At 72.5% G+C, this 19,245-nt stretch carries 18 protein-coding genes; 4 read left to right on the forward strand and 14 right to left on the reverse strand.

The genetic code is table 11. The features are described from left to right. Nucleotides 1-153 precede the first annotated feature (153 nt). The 6 genes from R2D22_RS14365 to R2D22_RS14390 form a co-directional block, all read right to left on the reverse strand. Nucleotides 154-1,191: a BMP family lipoprotein gene (locus R2D22_RS14365; protein WP_318103569.1), complete on the reverse strand. Its 1,038-nt coding sequence runs from the start codon at nt 1,189-1,191 to the stop codon at nt 154-156. A gap of 212 nt (nt 1,192-1,403) precedes the next feature. Continuing rightward, nucleotides 1,404-2,621 (reverse strand): M20 family metallopeptidase, encoded by a 1,218-nt coding sequence (locus tag R2D22_RS14370; RefSeq protein ID WP_318103570.1) that lies wholly within the window; start codon nt 2,619-2,621, stop codon nt 1,404-1,406. Between the two features lie 116 nt (nt 2,622-2,737). Continuing rightward, nucleotides 2,738-3,808, reverse strand: coding sequence for a polysialyltransferase family glycosyltransferase (locus tag R2D22_RS14375; protein WP_318103571.1), 1,071 nt, complete (start codon nt 3,806-3,808; stop codon nt 2,738-2,740). Beyond that, complete coding sequence (locus R2D22_RS14380) at nt 3,805-4,704, reverse strand: N-acetylneuraminate synthase family protein (RefSeq protein ID WP_318103572.1); 900 nt, start codon at nt 4,702-4,704, stop codon at nt 3,805-3,807. The genes R2D22_RS14375 and R2D22_RS14380 overlap by 4 nt, the downstream gene beginning before the upstream one ends. Before the next feature lie 13 nt (nt 4,705-4,717). Then, nucleotides 4,718-5,959, reverse strand: coding sequence for an acylneuraminate cytidylyltransferase (locus R2D22_RS14385; RefSeq protein WP_318103574.1), 1,242 nt, complete (start codon nt 5,957-5,959; stop codon nt 4,718-4,720). After that, nucleotides 5,959-7,233 carry a DUF6716 putative glycosyltransferase gene (locus R2D22_RS14390; RefSeq protein WP_318103575.1) on the reverse strand — a complete coding sequence of 425 codons (1,275 nt, stop codon included), beginning with the start codon at nt 7,231-7,233 and terminating at the stop codon, nt 5,959-5,961. The genes R2D22_RS14385 and R2D22_RS14390 overlap by 1 nt, the downstream gene beginning before the upstream one ends. Before the next feature lie 208 nt (nt 7,234-7,441). Between R2D22_RS14390 and R2D22_RS14395 the strand changes: the two genes are divergently transcribed. Beyond that, nucleotides 7,442-8,422: a glycosyltransferase family 2 protein gene (locus tag R2D22_RS14395; RefSeq protein WP_318103576.1), complete on the forward strand. Its 981-nt coding sequence runs from the start codon at nt 7,442-7,444 to the stop codon at nt 8,420-8,422. After that, nucleotides 8,419-9,801 (forward strand): alpha-2,8-polysialyltransferase family protein, encoded by a 1,383-nt coding sequence (locus R2D22_RS14400; protein WP_318103577.1) that lies wholly within the window; start codon nt 8,419-8,421, stop codon nt 9,799-9,801. The genes R2D22_RS14395 and R2D22_RS14400 overlap by 4 nt, the downstream gene beginning before the upstream one ends. A gap of 19 nt (nt 9,802-9,820) precedes the next feature. On the opposite strand, the gene R2D22_RS14405 is transcribed toward R2D22_RS14400, so the two are convergent. Genes R2D22_RS14405 through R2D22_RS14415 form a run of 3 tightly spaced genes read right to left on the reverse strand, consistent with a single transcriptional unit; the run spans nt 9,821 to nt 12,965 of the window. Further along, a complete protein-coding gene (locus R2D22_RS14405) occupies nt 9,821-10,639 on the reverse strand; it encodes a MerR family transcriptional regulator (protein WP_318103578.1) in 819 nt (272 codons plus the stop codon). A gap of 37 nt (nt 10,640-10,676) precedes the next feature. Further along, the gene (gene leuE / locus R2D22_RS14410) at nt 10,677-11,336 is read right to left on the reverse strand and encodes a leucine efflux protein LeuE (protein WP_318103579.1); all 660 of its coding nucleotides are present in this window, start codon (nt 11,334-11,336) and stop codon (nt 10,677-10,679) included. Between the two features lie 48 nt (nt 11,337-11,384). Then, nucleotides 11,385-12,965, reverse strand: a complete 1,581-nt coding sequence (locus R2D22_RS14415; protein WP_318103580.1) for an acyl-CoA mutase large subunit family protein — start codon at nt 12,963-12,965, stop codon at nt 11,385-11,387. A gap of 192 nt (nt 12,966-13,157) precedes the next feature. Here R2D22_RS14415 and R2D22_RS14420 point away from each other — a divergent pair, with 192 nt between their 5' ends. After that, nucleotides 13,158-14,024, forward strand: coding sequence for a L,D-transpeptidase family protein (locus R2D22_RS14420; RefSeq protein WP_318103581.1), 867 nt, complete (start codon nt 13,158-13,160; stop codon nt 14,022-14,024). Nucleotides 14,025-14,282: 258 nt separating this feature from the next. On the opposite strand, the gene R2D22_RS14425 is transcribed toward R2D22_RS14420, so the two are convergent. The 5 genes from R2D22_RS14425 to R2D22_RS14445 form a co-directional block, all read right to left on the reverse strand. Then, entirely contained in the window at nt 14,283-15,398 is a 1,116-nt protein-coding gene (locus tag R2D22_RS14425; RefSeq protein ID WP_318103582.1) for a hypothetical protein, read from the reverse strand. Continuing rightward, nucleotides 15,398-16,087 (reverse strand): RNA polymerase sigma factor, encoded by a 690-nt coding sequence (locus R2D22_RS14430; RefSeq protein ID WP_318109756.1) that lies wholly within the window; start codon nt 16,085-16,087, stop codon nt 15,398-15,400. The genes R2D22_RS14425 and R2D22_RS14430 overlap by 1 nt, the downstream gene beginning before the upstream one ends. 278 nt (nt 16,088-16,365) lie before the next feature. Continuing rightward, nucleotides 16,366-17,175: a hypothetical protein gene (locus R2D22_RS14435; RefSeq protein ID WP_318103583.1), complete on the reverse strand. Its 810-nt coding sequence runs from the start codon at nt 17,173-17,175 to the stop codon at nt 16,366-16,368. Next, the gene (locus tag R2D22_RS14440) at nt 17,172-17,747 is read right to left on the reverse strand and encodes an RNA polymerase sigma factor (RefSeq protein ID WP_318103584.1); all 576 of its coding nucleotides are present in this window, start codon (nt 17,745-17,747) and stop codon (nt 17,172-17,174) included. Before R2D22_RS14440 ends, R2D22_RS14435 begins: the two co-directional genes overlap by 4 nt. 120 nt (nt 17,748-17,867) lie before the next feature. Further along, nucleotides 17,868-18,263, reverse strand: a complete 396-nt coding sequence (locus R2D22_RS14445) for a hypothetical protein (RefSeq protein WP_318109758.1) — start codon at nt 18,261-18,263, stop codon at nt 17,868-17,870. 154 nt (nt 18,264-18,417) lie between these two features. On the opposite strand from R2D22_RS14445, the gene R2D22_RS14450 reads away from it, so the two are divergent. Then, the gene (locus R2D22_RS14450; protein WP_318103585.1) at nt 18,418-19,164 is read left to right on the forward strand and encodes a Clp protease N-terminal domain-containing protein; all 747 of its coding nucleotides are present in this window, start codon (nt 18,418-18,420) and stop codon (nt 19,162-19,164) included. The last annotated feature ends 81 nt before the right edge of the window (nt 19,165-19,245 follow it).

Raw genomic sequence — 19,245 nt, forward strand, 5'->3', positions numbered from 1 at the left:
GACGCAGGCGCTGTCGGTGGCGAAAATTACCCTGTGGGACGGACGCTACGCGCGTAGCGTTCGGAAAATCGTTCAACTGCCCACGGGCGGACGCGAGAAGGGGGGCCCGGAGTGTCGGCCGAAGCCGCTCTCCGGGCCCCCGTCACACGGATGTCAGAGGGTCGTCTTGACCTTGATCTGACCGTCGATGATCTTCTGCTTGGCCGCGTCGAGCTGGGCCTGGATGTCCTTGAGGTGGTCACCCGTGGTGGTCAGCGAGACACCGTTCTCGGCGAGCGAGTAGACGTGCGTGCCGGTCATCGGCTTGCCGTCCTTGACGGAGTCGATCAGCTCGAAGACACCGGTGTCGACGTTCTTGACCATCGAGGTCATGATCGAGCCGGCGTACTTCGACAGGGCCGGGTCCTTGGCCTGGTCCGAGTCGACGCCGATCGCCCAGGTGCCCGGCTTCGCGGCGACGGCCTCGATGGCGCCGGCGCCGGAGCCGCCCGCGGCGGCGTAGATGACGTCGATGCCCTTGTCGAGCATGCCCTTGGCGGCGGCCTTGCCCTTGTCCGGGGCACCGAAGCCGGAGAAGTCCGTACCGGTGGACAGGTACTGGATCGTGACCGTGTCGTTCGGCTTGGTGTCCTTGACGCCCTGCTGGAAGCCGGCGGCGAACTTCTTGATCAGCGGGGTGTCGACACCGCCGATGAAGCCGATCTTGCCGTCCTTGGACTTCAGTGCGGCCGCGACACCGGCGAGGTACGAGCCCTGCTCCTCGGTGAAGACGATCGAGTCGACGTTCTTGTTCTCGGAGACCGAGTCCACGAGACCGAAGGTGGTCTTCGGGTACTTCGCGGAGACCTTGTCGATCGCGTCCTTGTACGCGAAGCCGACACCGATGACGGGGTTGAAGCCGCCCTCGGCCAGGGAGGCGAGGCGCTGCTCACGGTCGGCCGGGGTCTCACCGTTCTTGGCGGTGAGCTCCTTGGTCTCGACGCCGAGGTCGGCCTTGGCCTTGTCGAGACCGCGCGCGGCGGAGTCGTTGAAGGAGTTGTCGCCACGGCCGCCGACGTCATAGGCCATGCCGACCTTGATGGTGCCATCGGAGCCGGAGTCCCCGTTGGAGGACTCGCCGCACGCGGTGGCGGTGATTGCGAGAGCCGCGGTGACAGCACACGCGGCGGTGATCTTGGATACCCGGCGCACGACGAGGTCCCTTCAAGACTGACCGAAAGCGCCTCTTCCGGCGCTGGTTTCGCCGCGATCGTAACGCGCGTAGATGTCAGTTAAAGACGCGTTCATGAGTCGTTATCGGATCGACGCGAACAAGCCACGACGTCAATCAGCGCAGAGGCGGTTTGACCACACCGTGACACAGGTCCGGCGCGTCCGCCACGCGGAACACGCCGGAGAGGCGATCAGCGGGCCGCGTCGAGGAGCGCGGTCGCCGTGAACAGCTCGACGCCGACCTCGATGGCCCGCTCGTCGGCGTCGAAGTCGCCGCAGTGCAGATCCCTGCGTGTCGTGTCCCCCGGGGTGCGCACGCCGAGCCGGGCCATCGCGCCGGGAACGTGCTCCAGGTACCAGGAGAAGTCCTCGCCGCCGAGGCTCTGCTCGGTGTCCTCGATCGCATACGGTCCGCGGCGCGCGGCCATGGCGTCCCGGAGCAGCTCGGTGATCACCGGGTCGTTGACGACCGGCGGGACGCCCCGGATGTAGTTGATCGTCGACTTGGCCCGGTGCAGCGTCGCGATCTCGTCGACGGCGGCGTGCACCAGGTCGGGCGCGTCGCGCCAGCCCGGCAGGTCCAGGCAGCGGACGGTGCCGGACAGCTCGGCGTGCTGCGGGATGACGTTGCAGGCGTGCCCGGCCTCGATCCGGCCCCAGGTCACCGCGAGCCCGGAGCGGGCGTCGACGCGGCGGGAGAGCAGCGCCGGGACCTCGGTGGCGACCTTCGCGGCGGCCGTGACCAGGTCCGTGGTCAGGTGCGGGCGGGCGGTGTGGCCGCCGGCGCCGTCCAGGGTGATCTCCAGCCGGTCGCAGGCGGAGGTGATGGGCCCGGGCCGCAGCCCGATCCGGCCGGCGTCCACCCGGGGGTCGCAGTGCACGGCGACGATCCGGCCGACGCCCTCCAGGACGCCTGACTCGATGGCGTCGGGCGCGCCGCCGGGCAGCACCTCCTCGGCGGGCTGGAAGATCAGCCGGACCGGGGCGGGCAGCAGCCCCTGCCGGTCCAGGTCCGCCAGGACCAGTCCGGCGCCGAGGACGGCGGTGGTGTGGACGTCGTGGCCGCAGGCGTGCGCCATGTCGGGCACGGTCGAGCGGTACGGGACGTCGGTCTTGACGTCCGGGATCGGCAGCGCGTCGATGTCGGCGCGGATCGCCAGCATGGGCTTCGCCCCGGCCCAGGAGCCGATGTCACACATCAGCCCGGTCCCCGTGGCCAGCACCTTCGGCCGCAGGCCGGCCGCCTCCAGGCGGGCCTTGAGCCGGGCGGTGGTACGGAACTCCTGGTTGCCGAGCTCGGGGTGCATGTGCAAGTCCCTGCGGAACGCGATCAGTTCGTTGCGCAGGGCTTCGGGCAGGCGGCCGGGCAGGACGACGGAGTCGGTCTCACGGGACTTCAACTGGTTCACCTTTTGAAGGGTAGGCCCCCTGGAAGATCAACTGCCCGTCGATCAACAAAAGTTCAGCCCGTTAGGGGAAGAAAGCCGATTCCCGAAGGCATGGGAGCCACCCCATGTGGGTATCCTCAGCCGAATTCGAGCCGTTCGATCACGGTCGGTGCCGTGCCCGTCACTCCGGACAGGAAGCCCTGGGCCCGCGGCGACGCGTTCTCCCGCAGCCACTCCGGCGCCACCTCGCAGACCGCGATCCGCACCCCGGTCCCCTCGAGCACCGCCGGCAGCGTATGCACCACCGTGGACGGGAAGCTCACCACCGTCCGCCCGATCGGACCGCGCCGCGCGATCACTTCCAGCGGCAGGTCGGGCCGGACGATCTCCATCCCGGTCTCGACGGCGATCCGGTGCAGCTTCTCGGCGCTCTCCCGGCGGTGCGCGAAGTACCGGGTCGCGCCGTGCGCCGCGGACAGGCTGCCGACGGCCTGGGCGTACCGGTCCGGGTCGACCACGCCCGTCTCCACCAGCGAGGTCCCGACCAGGTCGGCCCCGCCGGTCCGCCGGGGCGGACCGAACCGGGCCCGGGTCCAGGCGAACCGGTTGCGGGTGACCGTGGTGCCCGGCGGCGGGTCCACCGGCAGCGCGCTGAAGATCTCCACCGTGCGCCGGTCGGTGGGCGCCAGCCGGTGCCGGGCCAGCGCGGAGACCGGGGCGAGCGCGAGTTCGCGCGGGCCCCGGCTGCCGCGCCGGTGCCAGCGCACCAGCCGTTCGCCGCGGGTCAGCTGGGCGGCGAACTCCATCGTCGCGGTGCCGTCGTCGACCACCGTGAGCCGGTCGGCGCGCACCAGGGTGAGCAGCAGCTGGACGTAGCGGGAGAACGGGTCGCCTATGACGATCCGGTCCGCCCGGTTCAGTTCCGGGGCGAGCCCGGCGAGTGTGCGCAGCACCGCCCCGGCGCCGCCGCGGGCCTCCTGCCAGCGGACCGCGACGCCCTCGTCGCGGGCCAGCTGCGCCATCCGGCGGAGCTGGCCGCGCGACATCGGGTCGACCGGCGGCAGGACGACGATCGTGAGATCGCCTCCGCCGAAGCCCTGCGGGGCCTCGGAGCCGCGCTGCGCGGGAACGGGCGTACGGACGTACGCCCACTCCAGGACGTTCAGGAGCTGGACCGGGCTCTCGACGAACGCCAGCTGCCCGGTCATGCGGCGACGAGCCCCTGGACCCGGCGGAGCTTCTTCATCGGGCCGAGCTCGGACTCGTACACCTTCTTGATCCCGTCGCCGAGGGCGGTCTCGATGGTGCGGATGTCGCGGACGAGACGCTGCAGGCCCTGCGGCTCGACGGAGGCGGCCTGGTCGGAGCCCCACATCGCGCGGTCGAGGGTGATGTGGCGCTCGACGAACGCGGCGCCGAGGGCGACCGCGGCGAGCGTGGTCTGCAGGCCCGTCTCGTGGCCGGAGTAGCCGATCGGGACGTTCGGGAACTCCTGCTGCAGCGTGTTGATCACGCGCAGGTTGAGCTCCTCGGCCTTGGCCGGGTAGGTCGAGGTGGCGTGGCAGAGCAGGATGTTCGCGCTGCCGAGGACCTCGACGGCGTGCCGGATCTGGGCCGGGGTCGACATGCCGGTGGAGAGGATGACGGTCTTGCCGGTGGCGCGCAGGGCGCGCAGCAGCTCGTCGTCGGTGAGGGAGGCGGAGGCCACCTTGTGCGCGGGGACGTCGAACTTCTCCAGGAAGGCGACGGCCTCGGTGTCCCAGGGGGAGGCGAACCAGTCGATGCCGCGCTTCCTGCAGTGCTCGTCGATGGCGCGGTACTCGTCCTCGCCGAACTCGACGCGGTGGCGGTAGTCGATGTAGGTCATCCGGCCCCAGGGGGTGTCGCGCTCGATGTCCCACTGGTCGCGCGGGGTGCAGATCTCCGGGGTCCGCTTCTGGAACTTCACGGCGTCGCAGCCGGCCTCGGCGGCCACGTCGATCAGCGCGAAGGCGTTGTTCAGGTCGCCGTTGTGGTTGATGCCGATCTCGCCGGTGACGTAGACGGACTGGCCGGGGCCGGCGGTCTTGCCGCCGAGGGTGCGCAGACGGGTGTCGATGCTCATGGCGTGCGGTTCCTTACGCGTTCGGGGTCGGAGCGGGGAGCTGGGTGGGGCGCTGTGCGGGGATCCGGTCGAGTTCGGGACCGAGCAGCCAGCCGGCGATCTCGCGGACCGCGCCGGCGCCGCCGGCGGTCTCGGTGACGGCGCGGGCCGAGGCCTTGACGGAGTCGTGGGCGCTCGCGACCGCGACGGGCCAGCCGACGAGGTGGAAGCAGGGCAGGTCGTTGACGTCGTTGCCGGCGTAGAGCACCCGCTGCGGGTCGATCCCCTGCTCGTCGCACCACTGCTTCAGGGCGCGGTCCTTGCGGTCGATGCCGTGCAGGACGGGGATCTTCAGCTTGCGGGCGCGGGCGGCGACCACAGGGTTCTGCTCGGTGGACAGGATCAGGACGGGCAGCCCGGCGCGGCGCAGCGCGGCGATGCCGAGCCCGTCGCCGCGGTGCGCGGAGACGAACTCGCGGCCCTCGGCGTCCAGGTGGACCCGGTCGTCGGTCTGGGTGCCGTCGAAGTCGAGGACGACGGCGTCGACATCGGCCGGGCCCGGTGTGGCGACCGGGTCGAGCAGCGGCGCGAGGGCGCGGGCGCGGGCCAGGTCGTGCGGGTCGTCGATCTCCAGGACCCGGGCCGGGTCGGTGACGACGGCGGCGGTCCGACCGAAGAAGCGGTGGCCGTGGCGGCGGAAGCCCTCGGCGTCCATGGCGTACGCGGCGCCGGTCTCCAGGTACTCCGGCTCGCGGTCCTGGCGGCGCGGGCGGAATGCCTTGTCGTGGTTGACGCCGGTGGCGTCGCTCGGGTCCGCCGTACGGGCCCGCCACAGGAAGCCGTGGGACGGGGCGGTGGTCAGGGCCGTGTCCGCGGGGCCGTGCAGCACCTCGGCGGTGACGCCGTCGACGTCCCCCGAGGTGAGGAACGGGCTCGTGCACTGGACGAGGAGGACCACGTCGGCGCGCCGCCCGTGGGTCGCCTCGAAGGCGTCCATCGCGTGCAGCACGGCCGACTCGCTCGACGCGGTGTCGCCCGCGATCGACGGCGGGCGGTGCACGGCCTCCGCGCCGGCGGCGCGGGCCGCGTCCGCGATGGCGGGGTCGTCGGTGGAGACGACCACGTCGGTCACCAGGCGCGCGCCCCGGCAGGCGCGCACGGCGCGGGCGACCAGCGGGACGCCGCCGACGGGGGCGAGGTTCTTGGCGGGGACCCCCTTGGAGCCGCCGCGGGCGGGGATCACGGCGAGGACGGTCGCGGTGGTCTCGGTCGTCATCAGAGTTCTCCAAGGCGGCGGATGACGGGGGCCACGCGCTGCACGCCGTGGCGGTACGCGCCCCGGGCGGCCTCGCGGACGATGCGGCGCAGCCCGCTCTCGGGGGTCTCCGGCGCGGTCACGTCGAGGCGGTGCCGGGCGAGGATGCCGGGCAGGTACCCGGGGGCGGTCTCCGCCGTGTAGTAGGGGTCGATCGGGGGCGGCGGCGGACCGTCGAGCAGCTCCGCGACGCGGGCGCGCGCGGCGTCGAACGCCGTCTCGTACGAACTGTCGGAGGCCACGCCCTGGCGGGCCAGCCAGTCCTCGTCCGGGACGGGCCGCTCGTCCTTGTCCAGCGCGTCGAAGGAGGTGAGCAGGCCGGAGCCGGTGAAGTGGTGGTTGCCGAGCACCTCGCGCACACCGAGGTCGGTGAGGACCGCGGTCGGGATCCGCCGGTGCAGGGCCTCCAGGGCGGCCGTCGAGGAGACCGTGACCAGCAGGTCGGTGCGGTCCAGGACCTCGCCCATGTGCCCGTACACCAGGCGGAAGTTGGGCGGCACGGCCAGGTCGCGGACGAGCTTCTGGTACGGCAGCTCCTCCAGGTGCGTGGTGTGCTCGCCGGGCTTGGAGCGGAGCTTGAGGAGCACCTCGCGCTCGGGGTGCTCCCGGGCGTGGCCGACGAGCCGGCGCAGCAGGTACACGCGCTCGGCGCGGGTCACCGGCACCGACGGCTGGGCGGCGAACACGAGCGTGTCGCGGCCTGCTTCGGGGGCGTACGGCGCGCCGCCGAGGAAGGGCAGCGCGGCCTCGACGACCGAGGAGGCGTCGGCGCCCACTCCCTCGTACACGGCGCGGAAACGCTCGGCGTCGTGCCGGGAGTTGGCGAGGACCACGTCCGCGCCGTGCCGCAGCAGCAGGCCGTCGGTGAGCTTCTCGTACACGACGCCGACGTAGCCGGTGACGATCACCGGCCGTCGTTCGAGGGCGAGTCCGGAGATCCCCTCGAGGACCGCGCGTACGGTGCCACCGACCAGCGCGAGGACGACGACGTCGAACTCCTCGTCCCGCAGCGCCCGCAGGAATCCCGCCCCGGTCACCTCGCGCGGCGGCTCGTCGGAGACCCCCGTCTCGGCGAGCTGACGCGCGGTGGGGGTGGCCCGGCCGCGCAGGAGGAAGCCGGTGAGCTCCGCACCGCCGGGGGCGATGCGGCGCGCGGTGAGCGCTCCCCATTTCCACCGGGTGTCGGAGTCGGCGAGTACGGCGACGCGTACCGCCGCTTTGCTGGGTGATGGCACGTCGAGGACGTTAGAAAGGCATCCGGCTCGATGGCCCAACTCGGCCACAACAAACGGTGAACACCGGCATTACACGTTCTGAAAAGGCCACAGAAATTCGTGTCGTTGCCTTCCGGTCAACCCGATTCAGCAGACCGTCGCCGCGCGTTCACCGAACATCTCCCTTTCAGAAAGGGCGAATGCCGGGGGCCCGCCTAGCGTCGGCGACGTGGTCAAGCTCTCTGTCGTCGTGCCGTTCTACAACGTGCAGACATACGCCCCCGACACCCTCAGAAGTCTCCGCGCGAACGCGCGGGACGACGTCGAGTTCGTGCTCGTCGACGACTGCTCGACGGACGGGACGCCGCGGATCCTGGAACGGGCCTCGCGGGAGCTGCCGGGGGCGGTGCTCGTCCGGCACGAGGAGAACGGCGGTCTTGCCACCGCGCGCAACACCGGGCTCGACGCGGCCCGCGGCACGTACCTGACTTTCCTGGACGGCGACGACTGGGCGGCCCCCGGCCACTTCACCCAACTCCTCGCGGCAGCCGAGGAGTTGGGCTGCGACTTCGTCCGCACCGACCACGTCGTGGCCACCGGCCGCAACCGCTCGGTCAAGCGGGCGCCGGTCGGCCGGCGCGGCGAGGTGCTGCGGCCCCGGGACGCGATCCTGCCGGCGCACCGCACCACCTCGGTGGACTATCCGTACGCCTGGGCCGGGATCTACCACCGGCGGCTGCTCGACCGGGGGCTGCTGCACTTCACGGACGGGCTGCGGACCGCCGAGGACCGGCCGTGGATCTGGCGGCTGCACCGCGAGGCGGAGTCCTTCGCCGCGGTGAGCACGCTCGGCGTCTTCTACCGGCGCGGCGTGGCGACGTCCCTCACCCAGATCGGCGATGTGCGCCAACTCGATTTCATTCGCGCATTCGACCAGGTGATCGACGAAACAGCGAACGATCCCGACGCGGACCGATTGCTGCCGAAAGCGGTCCGCACGTACTGCGCGATCATCGCCCACCACAACGCGTCGACCGGCCGATTCGAACCGGCGGTCGCGAAGAAATTGCGGTCGCTCAGCACGGCCGCACTGAAAAGAATGCCGCAGGGCGTTCTGAAGGAGGCGCTGAACTCCATGGACGCCGAACGCGCGGGTCTGCTGCGCAAGCTGCGCCGCCGTCCGGTCTCCGCGGAGGTGGCCGCGGCATGAGCACCCGTACCACCGGCACGGCCCGTAACACCGGCGCCGCGCGCACCACCCAGATCTTCTACGCCTCCACCCTGTACGGCGTCGCCACGCTGGCCGCCGCGCTGGACAGCGGCTGCTTCGGCCCGGCCGACCGGCGCCTGCTGCTGCTCGCGAACAACGCGGCCGTGCCGGAGACCGCGGTCGCCCCGGACGGCATGGAGGGCTTCGAGCGGCTGCGCGACCGCTTCGACCGGGTGCTCTCCTGGAACGAGGCGATCTCCCCGCTGCACCCGTCCGGCTGGACCCCGCGCCCGGACGACGTCCCGCTCCTGGAGCGGCACCTGCGCAAGCTGTGGGACCTCGGCGACGACCGGCTCGAACTGGCCGTGGAATCCGTTCAGGTCACCCCGGCGCTATCGATCGCGCAGCTGTTCCCGGACGCCGCGCTCGACGTGTACGCGGACGGGCTGATGAGCTACGGCCCCACCCGCAACAAGATCGACCCGCTGGTCGGCGAGCGGGTGCGGCGGCTGTTCCACCTGGACCTGGTGCCCGGGCTCGCGCCGCTGCTGCTCGCCGAGTTCGGCGCGGCGGCCCGGGTGGTGCCGGCGGAGGCGTTCACCAAGGTGATCGCGGAGCTCGCGGGCCCGCCCGCGGCGCAGGACGAGACCGGGCCGGTCCTGCTGCTCGGCCAGTACCTGGCCGCGCTGTCCCTGCTCACGCCCGCCGAGGAGGAGTCGCTGCACCTGCGGATGGTGCGCGGCGCGGTCGCCCTCGGCCACCGCCGGCTGGCCTTCAAGCCGCACCCGACGGCCCCGCAGTCCTGGACGCGGGCGCTGCGCGAGGAGGCGGAGCGGCTGGGTGCGGAACTGACCGTGGTGGAGCGGCCGGTGCTCGCGGAGGTGCTGTACCGGGAGCTGCGGCCCGCCCTGGTGGTGGGCTGCTTCTCGACGGCGCTGCTGACGGCGAGCACGTTCTACGGGCTGCCGGTGGCCCGGATCGGCACGGACACGCTCCTGGAGCGGCTGAGCCCGTACGAGAACAGCAACCGCGTCCCGGTCACGATCGTGGACGCCCTGCTGCCGGACCTCGCGGACCCGGCCGCCGTGGCGGCCTGGGCCCCGCCGTCCCCGGCGACGGTCGCCGGGGAACTGGCCGGGCTGGTCGGCGCGGTGGGCTTCGCGATGCAGCCGCAGGTCCGGGCGGACCTGCGGCCGGTCGCGGAGGCGTACCTGGCGGGCGGGCCGTCCCCGGCGGCCTGGCGGTACTTCACCCGCCGCAGGCTGACGGTCCTCGGCCTCCCCGGCGGCCTGCCGGTCCCCCGGCACGCGGCCGTCCGCCGGCTGGCCCGCAGCGCCCGCCGGCTGAAGCGCGCGGCGCTGCGCCGGATGAGCCGGTAGCCGCGCCGGTGGCCCGCGACTACGCGCGGGCCACCGGCTCCTGGATCTCGGTGACCCACCGGCCGCGGTCCTCGGGGCACTCCAGGTACAGCTCGCGGGCGTAGCCGGTCGAGCGGTAGCCGTTGTCGTCGATCCACGCCGCCAGGTTCTGCGCGGTGGACAGGATGGTGTCCATCGACCCGTGGTGGACGGCGGTCGCTGCCTCGTCGAGGCCGGGCAGGACGAGCACTTCGAGGCCCTCGACCGAGGTGCCCTCGGGGACGGTCATCCCGGCGTGCACGACGATCGAGCCGTCCCCGTCGCCCGCGTCCTCGTAGTACGCGATTCCCGGCCCGAAGGCGACACCGGCGGCCTCCAGGCGGGCGCACAGCTCCTCGTACAGCGGAGTGATGACCGGCGAGATGTCGCCGGGGCCGAAGCTCGCGGCGGGCGCGCTCAGCTCGGCGATCCGGGCGGCCGGGATCTTCTTCACGACGACGTCCTGGGTGGACATGCGTCCCTCGCTCTCGATGGCTCGGAGCCGCGCGCCGACCCGGGCGAGCCGGGCCGCCGCCTCCGCGGCGGCCGTCTCCAGCTCGGCCTGCCGCAGCCGCAGCATCCCGCGCAGCTCCTCCGCGCCCACCCGCTCGTCGAGGATCGTCTGCACCTGTTCGAGGGTGAAGCCGAGGTCCTTGAGCGCGATGACGCGGTTGAGCCGGGCGAGCTGGGCCGCCTCGTAGAAGCGGTAGCCGCTGTGCGGGTCGACCCGGGCCGGGCGCAGCAGTCCGATCGCGTCGTAATGACGCAGCATCCGGACCGACACCCGCCCGTGCCGGGCGAAGTCTCCGATGGTGAACATGGCGACTCCTACGGAACGACCTCACACGGTGTCAGGGTCAAGCGGCGCTGCTGAGGGAGAGTTTCGCGGCGAAGCCGAGGAAGAGGGCTCCGGCCGCGGAGGTGGCGCCGGCGGAGAGACGACGGCGGCGGCGGAAGGCGCCCGCGAGGCGCGTGCCGCCGAATATCAGGGTCGTCAGGTAGAGGAAGCTGCCCAGCTGGAGCAGGCTGCCGAGGACGAGGAAGGAGAGCGCCGGGTAGGCGTACGCCGGATCCACGAACTGTACGAAGAACGAGATCAGGAAGAGGATCGCCTTGGGGTTGAACAGGCTGATGAACAGCGCCCGCCGGAACGGGTTCTCCCCCGGGGACGCGGCCGGCCCCTCCGCCTCCGCCTCGGCGACGGCCTCCCTGCGCGCCCGCCACATGCCTCGGGCCGCCCGCAGCATGCCGATCGCCATCCAGGTCAGATATCCCGCGCCCGCGTACTTGACGATCATGAAGAGCAGCGGAGTGGTCTGGAGGAGCGAGGCCGCGCCGAGGGCGGCCAGCGTCATGAGGATCGCGTCCCCGGTGAACACTCCGGCCGCCGCCTTGTACCCGGTACGGGTGCCCTTGCGGGCGGCGACGGACAGCACGTACAGCGAGTTCGGCCCCGGCAGAAGGATGATGAGGACGAGGCCCGCGAGATAGGTCGGCAGATCGGTGACACCCAGCATGAAGCGGAGTGTCGCACACCGGTACGACACTCCGCCGTGACCTGCGTCTTAGAAGGCGTCGGTCGGGACGTAGGTGCCCCAGACCTCGCGCAGCGCGTTGCAGACCTCGCCGACCGTGGCGCGCGCCTTGAGCGCGTCCTTCATCGGGAAGAGCACGTTGTCGGTGCCCTCGGCGGCCTTCTTCAGCTCGGCGAGCGCCGCGTCGACGGCCGCCTGGTCGCGGTCGGCGCGCAGCTTGGCGAGCCGCTCGGCCTGCTGGGCCTCGATCGCCGGGTCGACCCGCAGCGGCTCGTACGGCTCCTCGACGTCGATGGTGTAGCGGTTGACGCCGACGACGACCCGCTCGCCGCTGTCGGTCTCCTGCGCGATCCGGTAGGCGGAGCGCTCGATCTCGTTCTTCTGGAAGCCGCGCTCGATCGCGTTGACCGCGCCGCCCATGTCCTCGACCTTGGTCATCAGCTCCAGGGCCGCGGCCTCGACGTCGTCCGTCATCTTCTCGACCACGTACGAACCGGCGAACGGGTCGACGGTCGCGGTGACGTCGGTCTCGTAGGCGAGGACCTGCTGGGTGCGCAGCGCGAGCCGGGCGGACTTGTCCGTCGGCAGCGCGATCGCCTCGTCGAAGGAGTTGGTGTGCAGCGACTGGGTGCCGCCGAGGACCGCCGCCAGGCCCTGCACGGCGACGCGCACCAGGTTGACCTCGGGCTGCTGGGCGGTCAGCTGCACGCCCGCGGTCTGGGTGTGGAAGCGGAGCATCAGCGACTTGGGGTTCTTCGCGCCGAACTCCTCCTTCATCACCCGCGCCCAGATCCGGCGGGCCGCCCGGAACTTGGCGACCTCCTCCAGGATCGTGGTGCGCGCGACGAAGAAGAACGACAGGCGGGGCGCGAAGTCGTCCACGTCCATGCCGGCGGCGACCGCGGTGCGGACGTACTCGATGCCGTCGGCGAGGGTGAACGCGATCTCCTGCGCGGGCGAGGCACCGGCCTCGGCCATGTGGTAGCCGGAGATCGAGATCGTGTTCCACTTCGGGATCTCGGCCTTGCAGTACTTGAAGATGTCCGCGATCAGCCGCAGCGACGGCTTCGGCGGGAAGATGTACGTCCCGCGGGCGATGTACTCCTTGAGCACGTCGTTCTGGATGGTGCCGGTCAGCTTGTCCGCCGGGACGCCCTGCTCCTCGCCGACGAGTTGGTACAGCAGCAGCAGGAGGGCGCCGGGAGCGTTGATGGTCATCGACGTCGAGACCTTGTCCAGCGGGATCCCGTCGAACAGCACCCGCATGTCGTCGATCGAGTCGATCGCCACGCCGACCTTGCCGACCTCGCCGTGCGCGATCGGGGCGTCGGAGTCGTGCCCCATCTGCGTCGGCAGGTCGAAGGCCACGGACAGGCCCATCGTGCCGTTGGCGATCAGCTGCTTGTACCGGGCGTTGGACTCGACCGCGGTGCCGAAGCCCGCGTACTGCCGCATCGTCCACGGCCGGCCGGTGTACATCGACGGATAGACACCGCGCGTGAAGGGGTACGAGCCCGGCTCGCCCAGCTTCTCGTCGGGGTCCCACCCGGTCAGGGCGTCCGGCCCGTAGACCGGTTCGATCGGAAGACCCGACTCCGACTCGCGCGACATCTCTGTGCCTCTCGATAGACCTACTGTGCGGTACCGACCCTCGCGACGGACTGTAGCGGCGGCCGTGCGGCGGGTGGAGGGCCGCACGTTGGGACCTTCCTCACAGGATGCTCCCGGATGCCCTCGAGTGCGCAACCAAGTGGGCGCGGGAAGCATCACTACGTACACACACTCGTCCCGGGGGGCAAAACCATGCGCCACAGTTCCGTCATACGCAGAGCAGTCCTGGCCGCCGCGGCGGTCGCACTCGTCGCCGGCTGCAACCCGGCGGCCGCGGGCGACGGCCCCGGCACCGTCTCGCAGTCGCCGGCCGCGCCCTCGTCGAGCGCGCCCACGACCGAGGCCCCCTCGGACGACAAGCCCTCTGCCTCCCCCTCGACCGGGGCACCGTCGCCGTCGGCCACGCCGACGAGCGAGAAGCCGAAGGCCAAGGTCCTGATGGGCGACGGCGACGAGAGCGCCCAGGTGCGCGAACTCCAGGCCCGGCTGCGCCAGATCGGCTACTTCGACCGCGCCCCCACCGGCTTCTACGGCTCGCTGACCGGCGGTGCGGTGAAGGCCTTCCAGAAGAAGCGGGAGCTGCCGCAGACCGGCTCCGTGGACGAGGTCACCTGGCAGCGGCTGGTCGGGATGACCCACAAGCCGACCAAGGACGAGCTGCGGCCGTCGACCAGCAACAAGCTGGACAAGCCGGACCCGCGCTGCATGACCGGCCGGGTGCTGTGCATCAGCAAGGAGACCCGGACGCTGGCCTGGATGATCGACGGCAAGGTCCAGTCGTCGATGGACGTCCGCTTCGGCTCGGAGAACACCCCGACCCGCGAGGGCACGTTCAAGGTCAACTCCAAGAGCCGCGACCACGTGTCGACGATCTACCACACGCCGATGCCGTTCGCGATGTTCTTCAGCGGCGGCCAGGCGGTGCACTACTCCGCGGACTTCGCGGCGCGCGGCTACAACGGCGCCTCGCACGGCTGCGTGAACGTCCGTGACCGGGGGAAGATCTCGGCCCTCTTCGACCAGGTGAAGGTCGGGGACAAGGTCGTCGTCCACTGGTAGGACCGGGACGGGAGAAGAGAGAGGGCGCGGGCGGGACCGGGGGAACGTGTCCCGCCCGCGCCATGTGCGCCGAGCCGTAGGTACGGGGGGAACCCCGGCTCGATGGCGCCGCCGATGACCAGTCGGCTCATTCAGTACTGCGTCACCGCCCCCGAAAACGTCACACCTCCGTGGAAACGAAACGGTAACGGACCGCGCGGGTGCCACGATGCATGCATCACCGCAGGTCAGAGGGGTTTTACGGAGGACGCAGGGAATTCAGGCGGAGTGGGACGGGGCCGACGCGGCCTCGTCGTCCATGCCGGCCGGCTGCAGGAAGAGCGGCTGGAACGAGACCACCGGGACGGGGGTGGTCTCGGCGTCCGCGCCGGAGGCGCGGTCGGAGACGGAGCCGGTGCGGGCGCCGGTGGCGTCGTTCTCGTCGGAGCCCGAGCCGGTGCCGTCCTCCGACCCGGTGGTGCGGCCGTTCTGGCCGTCGTCGTCGCCGTTGCCGCCGGAGGCGCCCTCGCCGGAACCGCCGTCCTTCTCCTCGTCGCCGAGCAGCCGGTCGCAGAAGGCCTTCACCGTCTGGCTGCCGCCCCGCGTCGCCTCGGCCAGGCGGCGCCGGTCGGAGGCGTCGATCCGCCCGGCCCGGAGGTCCTGGCAGGCCGTGAGGTACTTGGCCCGCATGCCGGCCCGGTCCTTGTCGGGCAGGGTCGCGTCGGGCGTGCCCCGCTCCGGGCCCTCGGTGCCGCCCACCCGCGGCGGGCTCGTCTCGGACGGGCCGCCGGAGGCCGTCGGGGTCGGGACCGGCCCCGACGCGTCCCCGTGACCGGGCGTACGGGACTCGCCGCCGCCTGCGGTCGAGCCGGACTCGACGGGGCCCGGCGTGACCGCGGCCGACACGGAGCTGGCGGGCACGGGCCCGAACGGCGTCGGCAGCATCCCGGTGCCGGCCGCGACGGCCACTCCGCCGACGGCGAGGCCGGCGACCGAGGCCGCGAGGCCGAAGCGCATGGACCGCGTCCAGCGGCGGCGCCTCGCCCGCCGCCCGGCGGGGGCGCCCAGCCGCACGTCGCCCAGAGCGGCGGAGGCGGGAACCGGAACCGGCGAGGGAGCCGGATCGGGGGCGGTGGCGAAGGCAGGGGCGGGCGCGGAGACCGCGTCGGGCGCCGTCGCGCGGGCGTGCGCAGCCGCGCGGAACGCGGCCATCGCCGCCTCCTCGCCCGGAAGCGGAGCCGTTCCGGACAGCGCGGCGGGGCGGGCGGATTCGAGGGCCTCGGCGAGCGTCTCCGCCTCGGCGCGCGCGTGATCGTCGACGGCCTCGACCCGGTCTCCGCGCAGCAGTCGCTCCGCGGCCTCCAGGTCGAGCCACTGGTACCGCTCGTCGGCCATCACATGTCCTTCTGCGTCCGCGCGCGTGAATGCGTCACACCGCCCGGCGCGGTCGAACCCGACCCACGCCCGCGCTGCGGGGGCACGCCCTCCAAGGAAGAGGAGGTTCCGTTCACGTCGGTTCCGTCTCCACCGGATCCGTCGGCGGCGAGGAGTTCGGCCAGTCGTTTGAGTCCCCGGTGGGCCGCGGTGCGGACCGCTCCGGGTCGTTTGCCCAGCGTGTCGGCGGCGCTCTTCGCGTCCAGGCCGACGACCACGCGCAGCACCACGGCCTCGGCCTGGTCCTGCGGGAGCCGGGCGATCAGGTCCATCGTGCGGCTGGTGGAGAGGGCTTCCATCGCCTCGACCGCGGTGTCGGACTCGGCGGGCTTGTCGGTCAGCTCGGTCTCGTCGCCGCCCACGGCGGGCCGTCTGCCGCGCATCCGTATGTGGTCGAGCGAGCGGTTGCGGGCGATGCGGGCCGCCCAGCCCCGGAAACGGTCGGCGTCACCGCTGAATCGGTCGAGGTCACGGGCTATCTGGAGCCAGGACTCGGAGGCTACGTCCTCGGCGTCGGTCTCACCGACGAGGGAGCGTATGTAGCCGAGCAGCCGGGGATGCACGGTGCGGTACACAGCGCGGAAGGCATGCTCGTCCCCGCCCTGCGCGGCAAGCACCGCGGCAGTCAGCTCCGCGTCGTCCCCCAGCAATCCCCACACCTGTCCGTCATCGCGGCTGGTCATCGCCGCCGCGCCGCCCAGCGCACGCAGCAGCACGCTACGTCCTTACCGGGTGTCACGTCCACGTGCGTCGGCGTGTTTGTACAAGCTGCAACAGTCGGCGGACGCAGTGCGGTGTGACAGAAAACGCACGCCCGGCGCTGAGTGGAGTACGGGGCCGTGCTGCGGCCCCGTCGATGACGACCGGGGCCTCTCCTGTGGGGGGTGGCGGCCCCGGTCGTCCTCTACTTCCGGGCCCGGCCGCCCGTTCAGGGCTTGCGGCTCCTCGGGTTCCCGCGGTCCTTCTCCGCCTCCGCGAGCAGCGGCGCGCAGTACGCCGCCACCCGGCGCGGGCCGCCGGCCGCTTCCTCCAACCGTTCGTACGCCGTCCCGTCCGGGGCTTCGCCCTTGCGCCGCTGCGCCGCGAGGTAGCTCCGGCAGTGCCCCTCCTCGTCCCGGGCGGCGGACGGGCGGGGCGGCTTCGGCCGCCCGGCGGCCGGGGAGAGCTCGGGGTCGAGCCGCCCGGGCGGGGTCCCGTCGCGGCCCGGCCCGCCGTCCTCCGGCTGCCCGCCCGCGGAGCGGGACGGCACGGGCGAGGGCGAGGGCGTCTCGGGACGGGGGGCGAAGGGGGTCGGCAGCACGCCGGTCCCGGCGGCCACCGCCACACCGCCGAGCAGCACGGTGACGGCGATGCCCAGGCCGGCGGCCCGTACGGGAAAGGCGCTGCGGCGCCGTACGGTCACGGGCCGCCAGTCGTCCCGCCGCCGGGTGCGCCGGGTCCGGTGCTCGCCGGCGTCCCGGGCCCGCCGGAACGCGTCGACGGCCGCGGCCTCGCGGGGGTCGGCGGGCTCGCCGGACGGACGGGCGTCGGCCCGGGCGGCGTACGGCGCGCCCTTGGGCGGACGGGCGGAGGGGACGGCGAGCGCGTCGGCGATCCGGTCGGCGAAGGGCGTGCGGAAGGGGTCCTCGGACGGGTCGGACGACCTGTCCCGGGACGATACGGAATGCCCGGCCGCTGCGGACCGCCCGGTCGGTTCCGTTCCCGCCGGGGTCTCCCGCGGGTCCCGCTGGCGTCTCATGTTCCGTCCCTCTGTCCCTGCGGCGGCTCGGCGGCCAGCATTCCGGCCAGTTTCTTCAGTCCCCGGTGTCCCGCGGTGCGGACCGCGCCCGGGCGCTTGCCCAGGACGCGTGCCGCCGCCGGGCCGTCGAGACCGACGACCACGCGCAGCAGGACCGCCTCGGCCTGTTCCCTCGGCAGGGAACGGATCAGGTCGAGCGCCTGCCCGGTGGACAGGGTCTCCAGCGCCGCGGCGGCCGTGTCGTGGCCGCCCGGCAGTTCCAGCACGTCCTGCTCGAGTAAGGCCGTCAGGGGCCGCCGCCGCTGCTTGCGCAGATGGTCCAGCGCCCGGTGGCGGGCGATCGTCGCCGTCCACCCCCGGAACCCCGCGCCGTCGCCGCGGAACCGCCCCAGGTCCCGGGCGATCTCCAGCCAGGCGTCGGAGGCGACGTCCTCGGCGTCCTCCCCGACCAGACCTTTCACGTACCCCAGCAGTCCCGGATGCACGATCCGGTACGCCCGGGCGAAGGCGTCCTCGTCCCCGCCCTGGGCCCGCTCCACGGCGATGCCCAGCTCCGCGTCGTACGCCCCCACGCTTCCCTCTTCGTACCGACTCCGCACCGTTCACCGTGCCCATGCCCCCGTGGACGCCGCACGTGCGCCCCTGCTCTCTGCGCCCCGGCGCACAGAAACGTCACAGCTTCGGGGCGCCGGTCACAGACAGCGGACCGGGGTGCGCACGCGTCCGTGGAGCAGCAGGTAGAACCGCTCGACGGAGTCCTCCGGGCCGTTCTCGAACCGGTTGACCACCTTGCCGAGCGGGTTCCACGCGCGCCCGTCGGGCATCCGGACGCCGACCGGCTGCCCGAAGTACGCGCGCTGCGCCGCGTCGAAGTCCACCCAGCGCGCACCGGCCCGGCGCACGATCACCTCGCCGGTGTACGCGCCGAGGCCCTGCAGGATCGCGTCGACCCGCACCCGCTCCGGCCGGTCGCGCCGGAGCCCGTCCACGACCAGGTCCACGAGGCGCAGGCTGGCCGCGGAGTAGTCGAGCGGCAGGCGGTTGCGCCGGGTCAGTCCCGCGACGAAGCGCGTGACGTAGGGCCGCATCCCGTCCGCCGTCGGCAAGCTCAGAGAGTCTTCATCCACACCGGATCAAGCGCCGTCCCTCACAAGATCGTCACGCGGTGCGGACGTGTTCGTCGTCACATCAGATGTCAACTGCCGGTTGACACCTCTCTACTGTCAACCTAGGGTTGCCTCCATGACGAATCCTGGCGGACCGAACATCCCCGTACGTCTCGACGACCTCATCGACGCGATCAAGAAGGTCCACCCCGACGCCCTCGACCAGCTCACCGACGCGGTCCTCGCGGCCGACCACCTCGGCGACCTCGCCGACCACCTCATCGGCCACTTCGTCGACCAGGCCCGGCGCTCCGGCGCGTCCTGGACGGACATCGGCCGCAGCATGGGCGTGACCCGGCAGGCCGCCCAGAAGCGCTTCGTGCCGAAGGAGCCGGACACCGCGCAGATGGACGCGAGCGCCGGGTTCAGCCGGTTCACCGCGCGCGCCCGGAAGGCGGTCGTGACCGGCCAGGAGGAGGCGCGGGCGGCCGGGAACGACCAGCAGGTTCCCGGCCACCTGACCCTCGGCCTGCTCGCCGACACCGAGTCGCTCGCCATGACCTGGCTGAAGACCCGGGGCGTGACCCCGCAGGCGGTACGGGACGCGGTGACGCCGACGCTGCCCGCGGCCGTCGCGGAGGTGCCTCCGCTGATCCCGTACGGCCCGGACGCCAAGAAGGTCCTGGAGCTGACCTTCCGCGAGGCGCTCCGGCTCGGGCACAACTACGTCGGCACCGAGCACATCCTGTTGGCGCTCCTGGAGCACGAGGACGGGCAGGGCCTGCTCTCCGGACTCGGCCTGGACAAGGCGACGGCGGAGACCGAGATCGCCGAGTTGGTGACCTCGGCGGCCGGCGCGGCCTCGGAGACCCCGCAGGACTGACCCGACCGCGGCCGCCACGGCCGCCACAGCCGCCTTGCACGGACATATCCACCCACAGCCCCCGCCGCCCGCGCGGCGGGG

This window comes from Streptomyces sp. HUAS YS2 (assembly GCF_033343995.1).
Lineage (GTDB): Bacteria > Actinomycetota > Actinomycetes > Streptomycetales > Streptomycetaceae > Streptomyces > Streptomyces solicathayae.

Excerpts from the sequence above, each read along its gene's own strand:
- R2D22_RS14375 (WP_318103571.1), bottom strand. The coding sequence starts at position 3,808 with ATGACCGGGCAGCTGGCGTTCGTCGAGAGCCCGGTCCAGCTCCTGAAC.
- R2D22_RS14380 (WP_318103572.1), bottom strand. The coding sequence starts at position 4,704 with ATGAGCATCGACACCCGTCTGCGCACCCTCGGCGGCAAGACCGCCGGC.
- R2D22_RS14385 (WP_318103574.1), bottom strand. The coding sequence starts at position 5,959 with ATGACGACCGAGACCACCGCGACCGTCCTCGCCGTGATCCCCGCCCGC.
- R2D22_RS14400 (WP_318103577.1), top strand. The coding sequence starts at position 8,419 with ATGAGCACCCGTACCACCGGCACGGCCCGTAACACCGGCGCCGCGCGC.
- R2D22_RS14405 (WP_318103578.1), bottom strand. The coding sequence starts at position 10,639 with ATGTTCACCATCGGAGACTTCGCCCGGCACGGGCGGGTGTCGGTCCGG.
- leuE (WP_318103579.1), bottom strand. The coding sequence starts at position 11,336 with ATGCTGGGTGTCACCGATCTGCCGACCTATCTCGCGGGCCTCGTCCTC.
- R2D22_RS14415 (WP_318103580.1), bottom strand. The coding sequence starts at position 12,965 with ATGTCGCGCGAGTCGGAGTCGGGTCTTCCGATCGAACCGGTCTACGGG.
- R2D22_RS14420 (WP_318103581.1), top strand. The coding sequence starts at position 13,158 with ATGCGCCACAGTTCCGTCATACGCAGAGCAGTCCTGGCCGCCGCGGCG.
- R2D22_RS14425 (WP_318103582.1), bottom strand. The coding sequence starts at position 15,398 with ATGGCCGACGAGCGGTACCAGTGGCTCGACCTGGAGGCCGCGGAGCGA.
- R2D22_RS14435 (WP_318103583.1), bottom strand. The coding sequence starts at position 17,175 with ATGAGACGCCAGCGGGACCCGCGGGAGACCCCGGCGGGAACGGAACCG.
- R2D22_RS14445 (WP_318109758.1), bottom strand. The coding sequence starts at position 18,263 with ATGCGGCCCTACGTCACGCGCTTCGTCGCGGGACTGACCCGGCGCAAC.
- R2D22_RS14450 (WP_318103585.1), top strand. The coding sequence starts at position 18,418 with ATGACGAATCCTGGCGGACCGAACATCCCCGTACGTCTCGACGACCTC.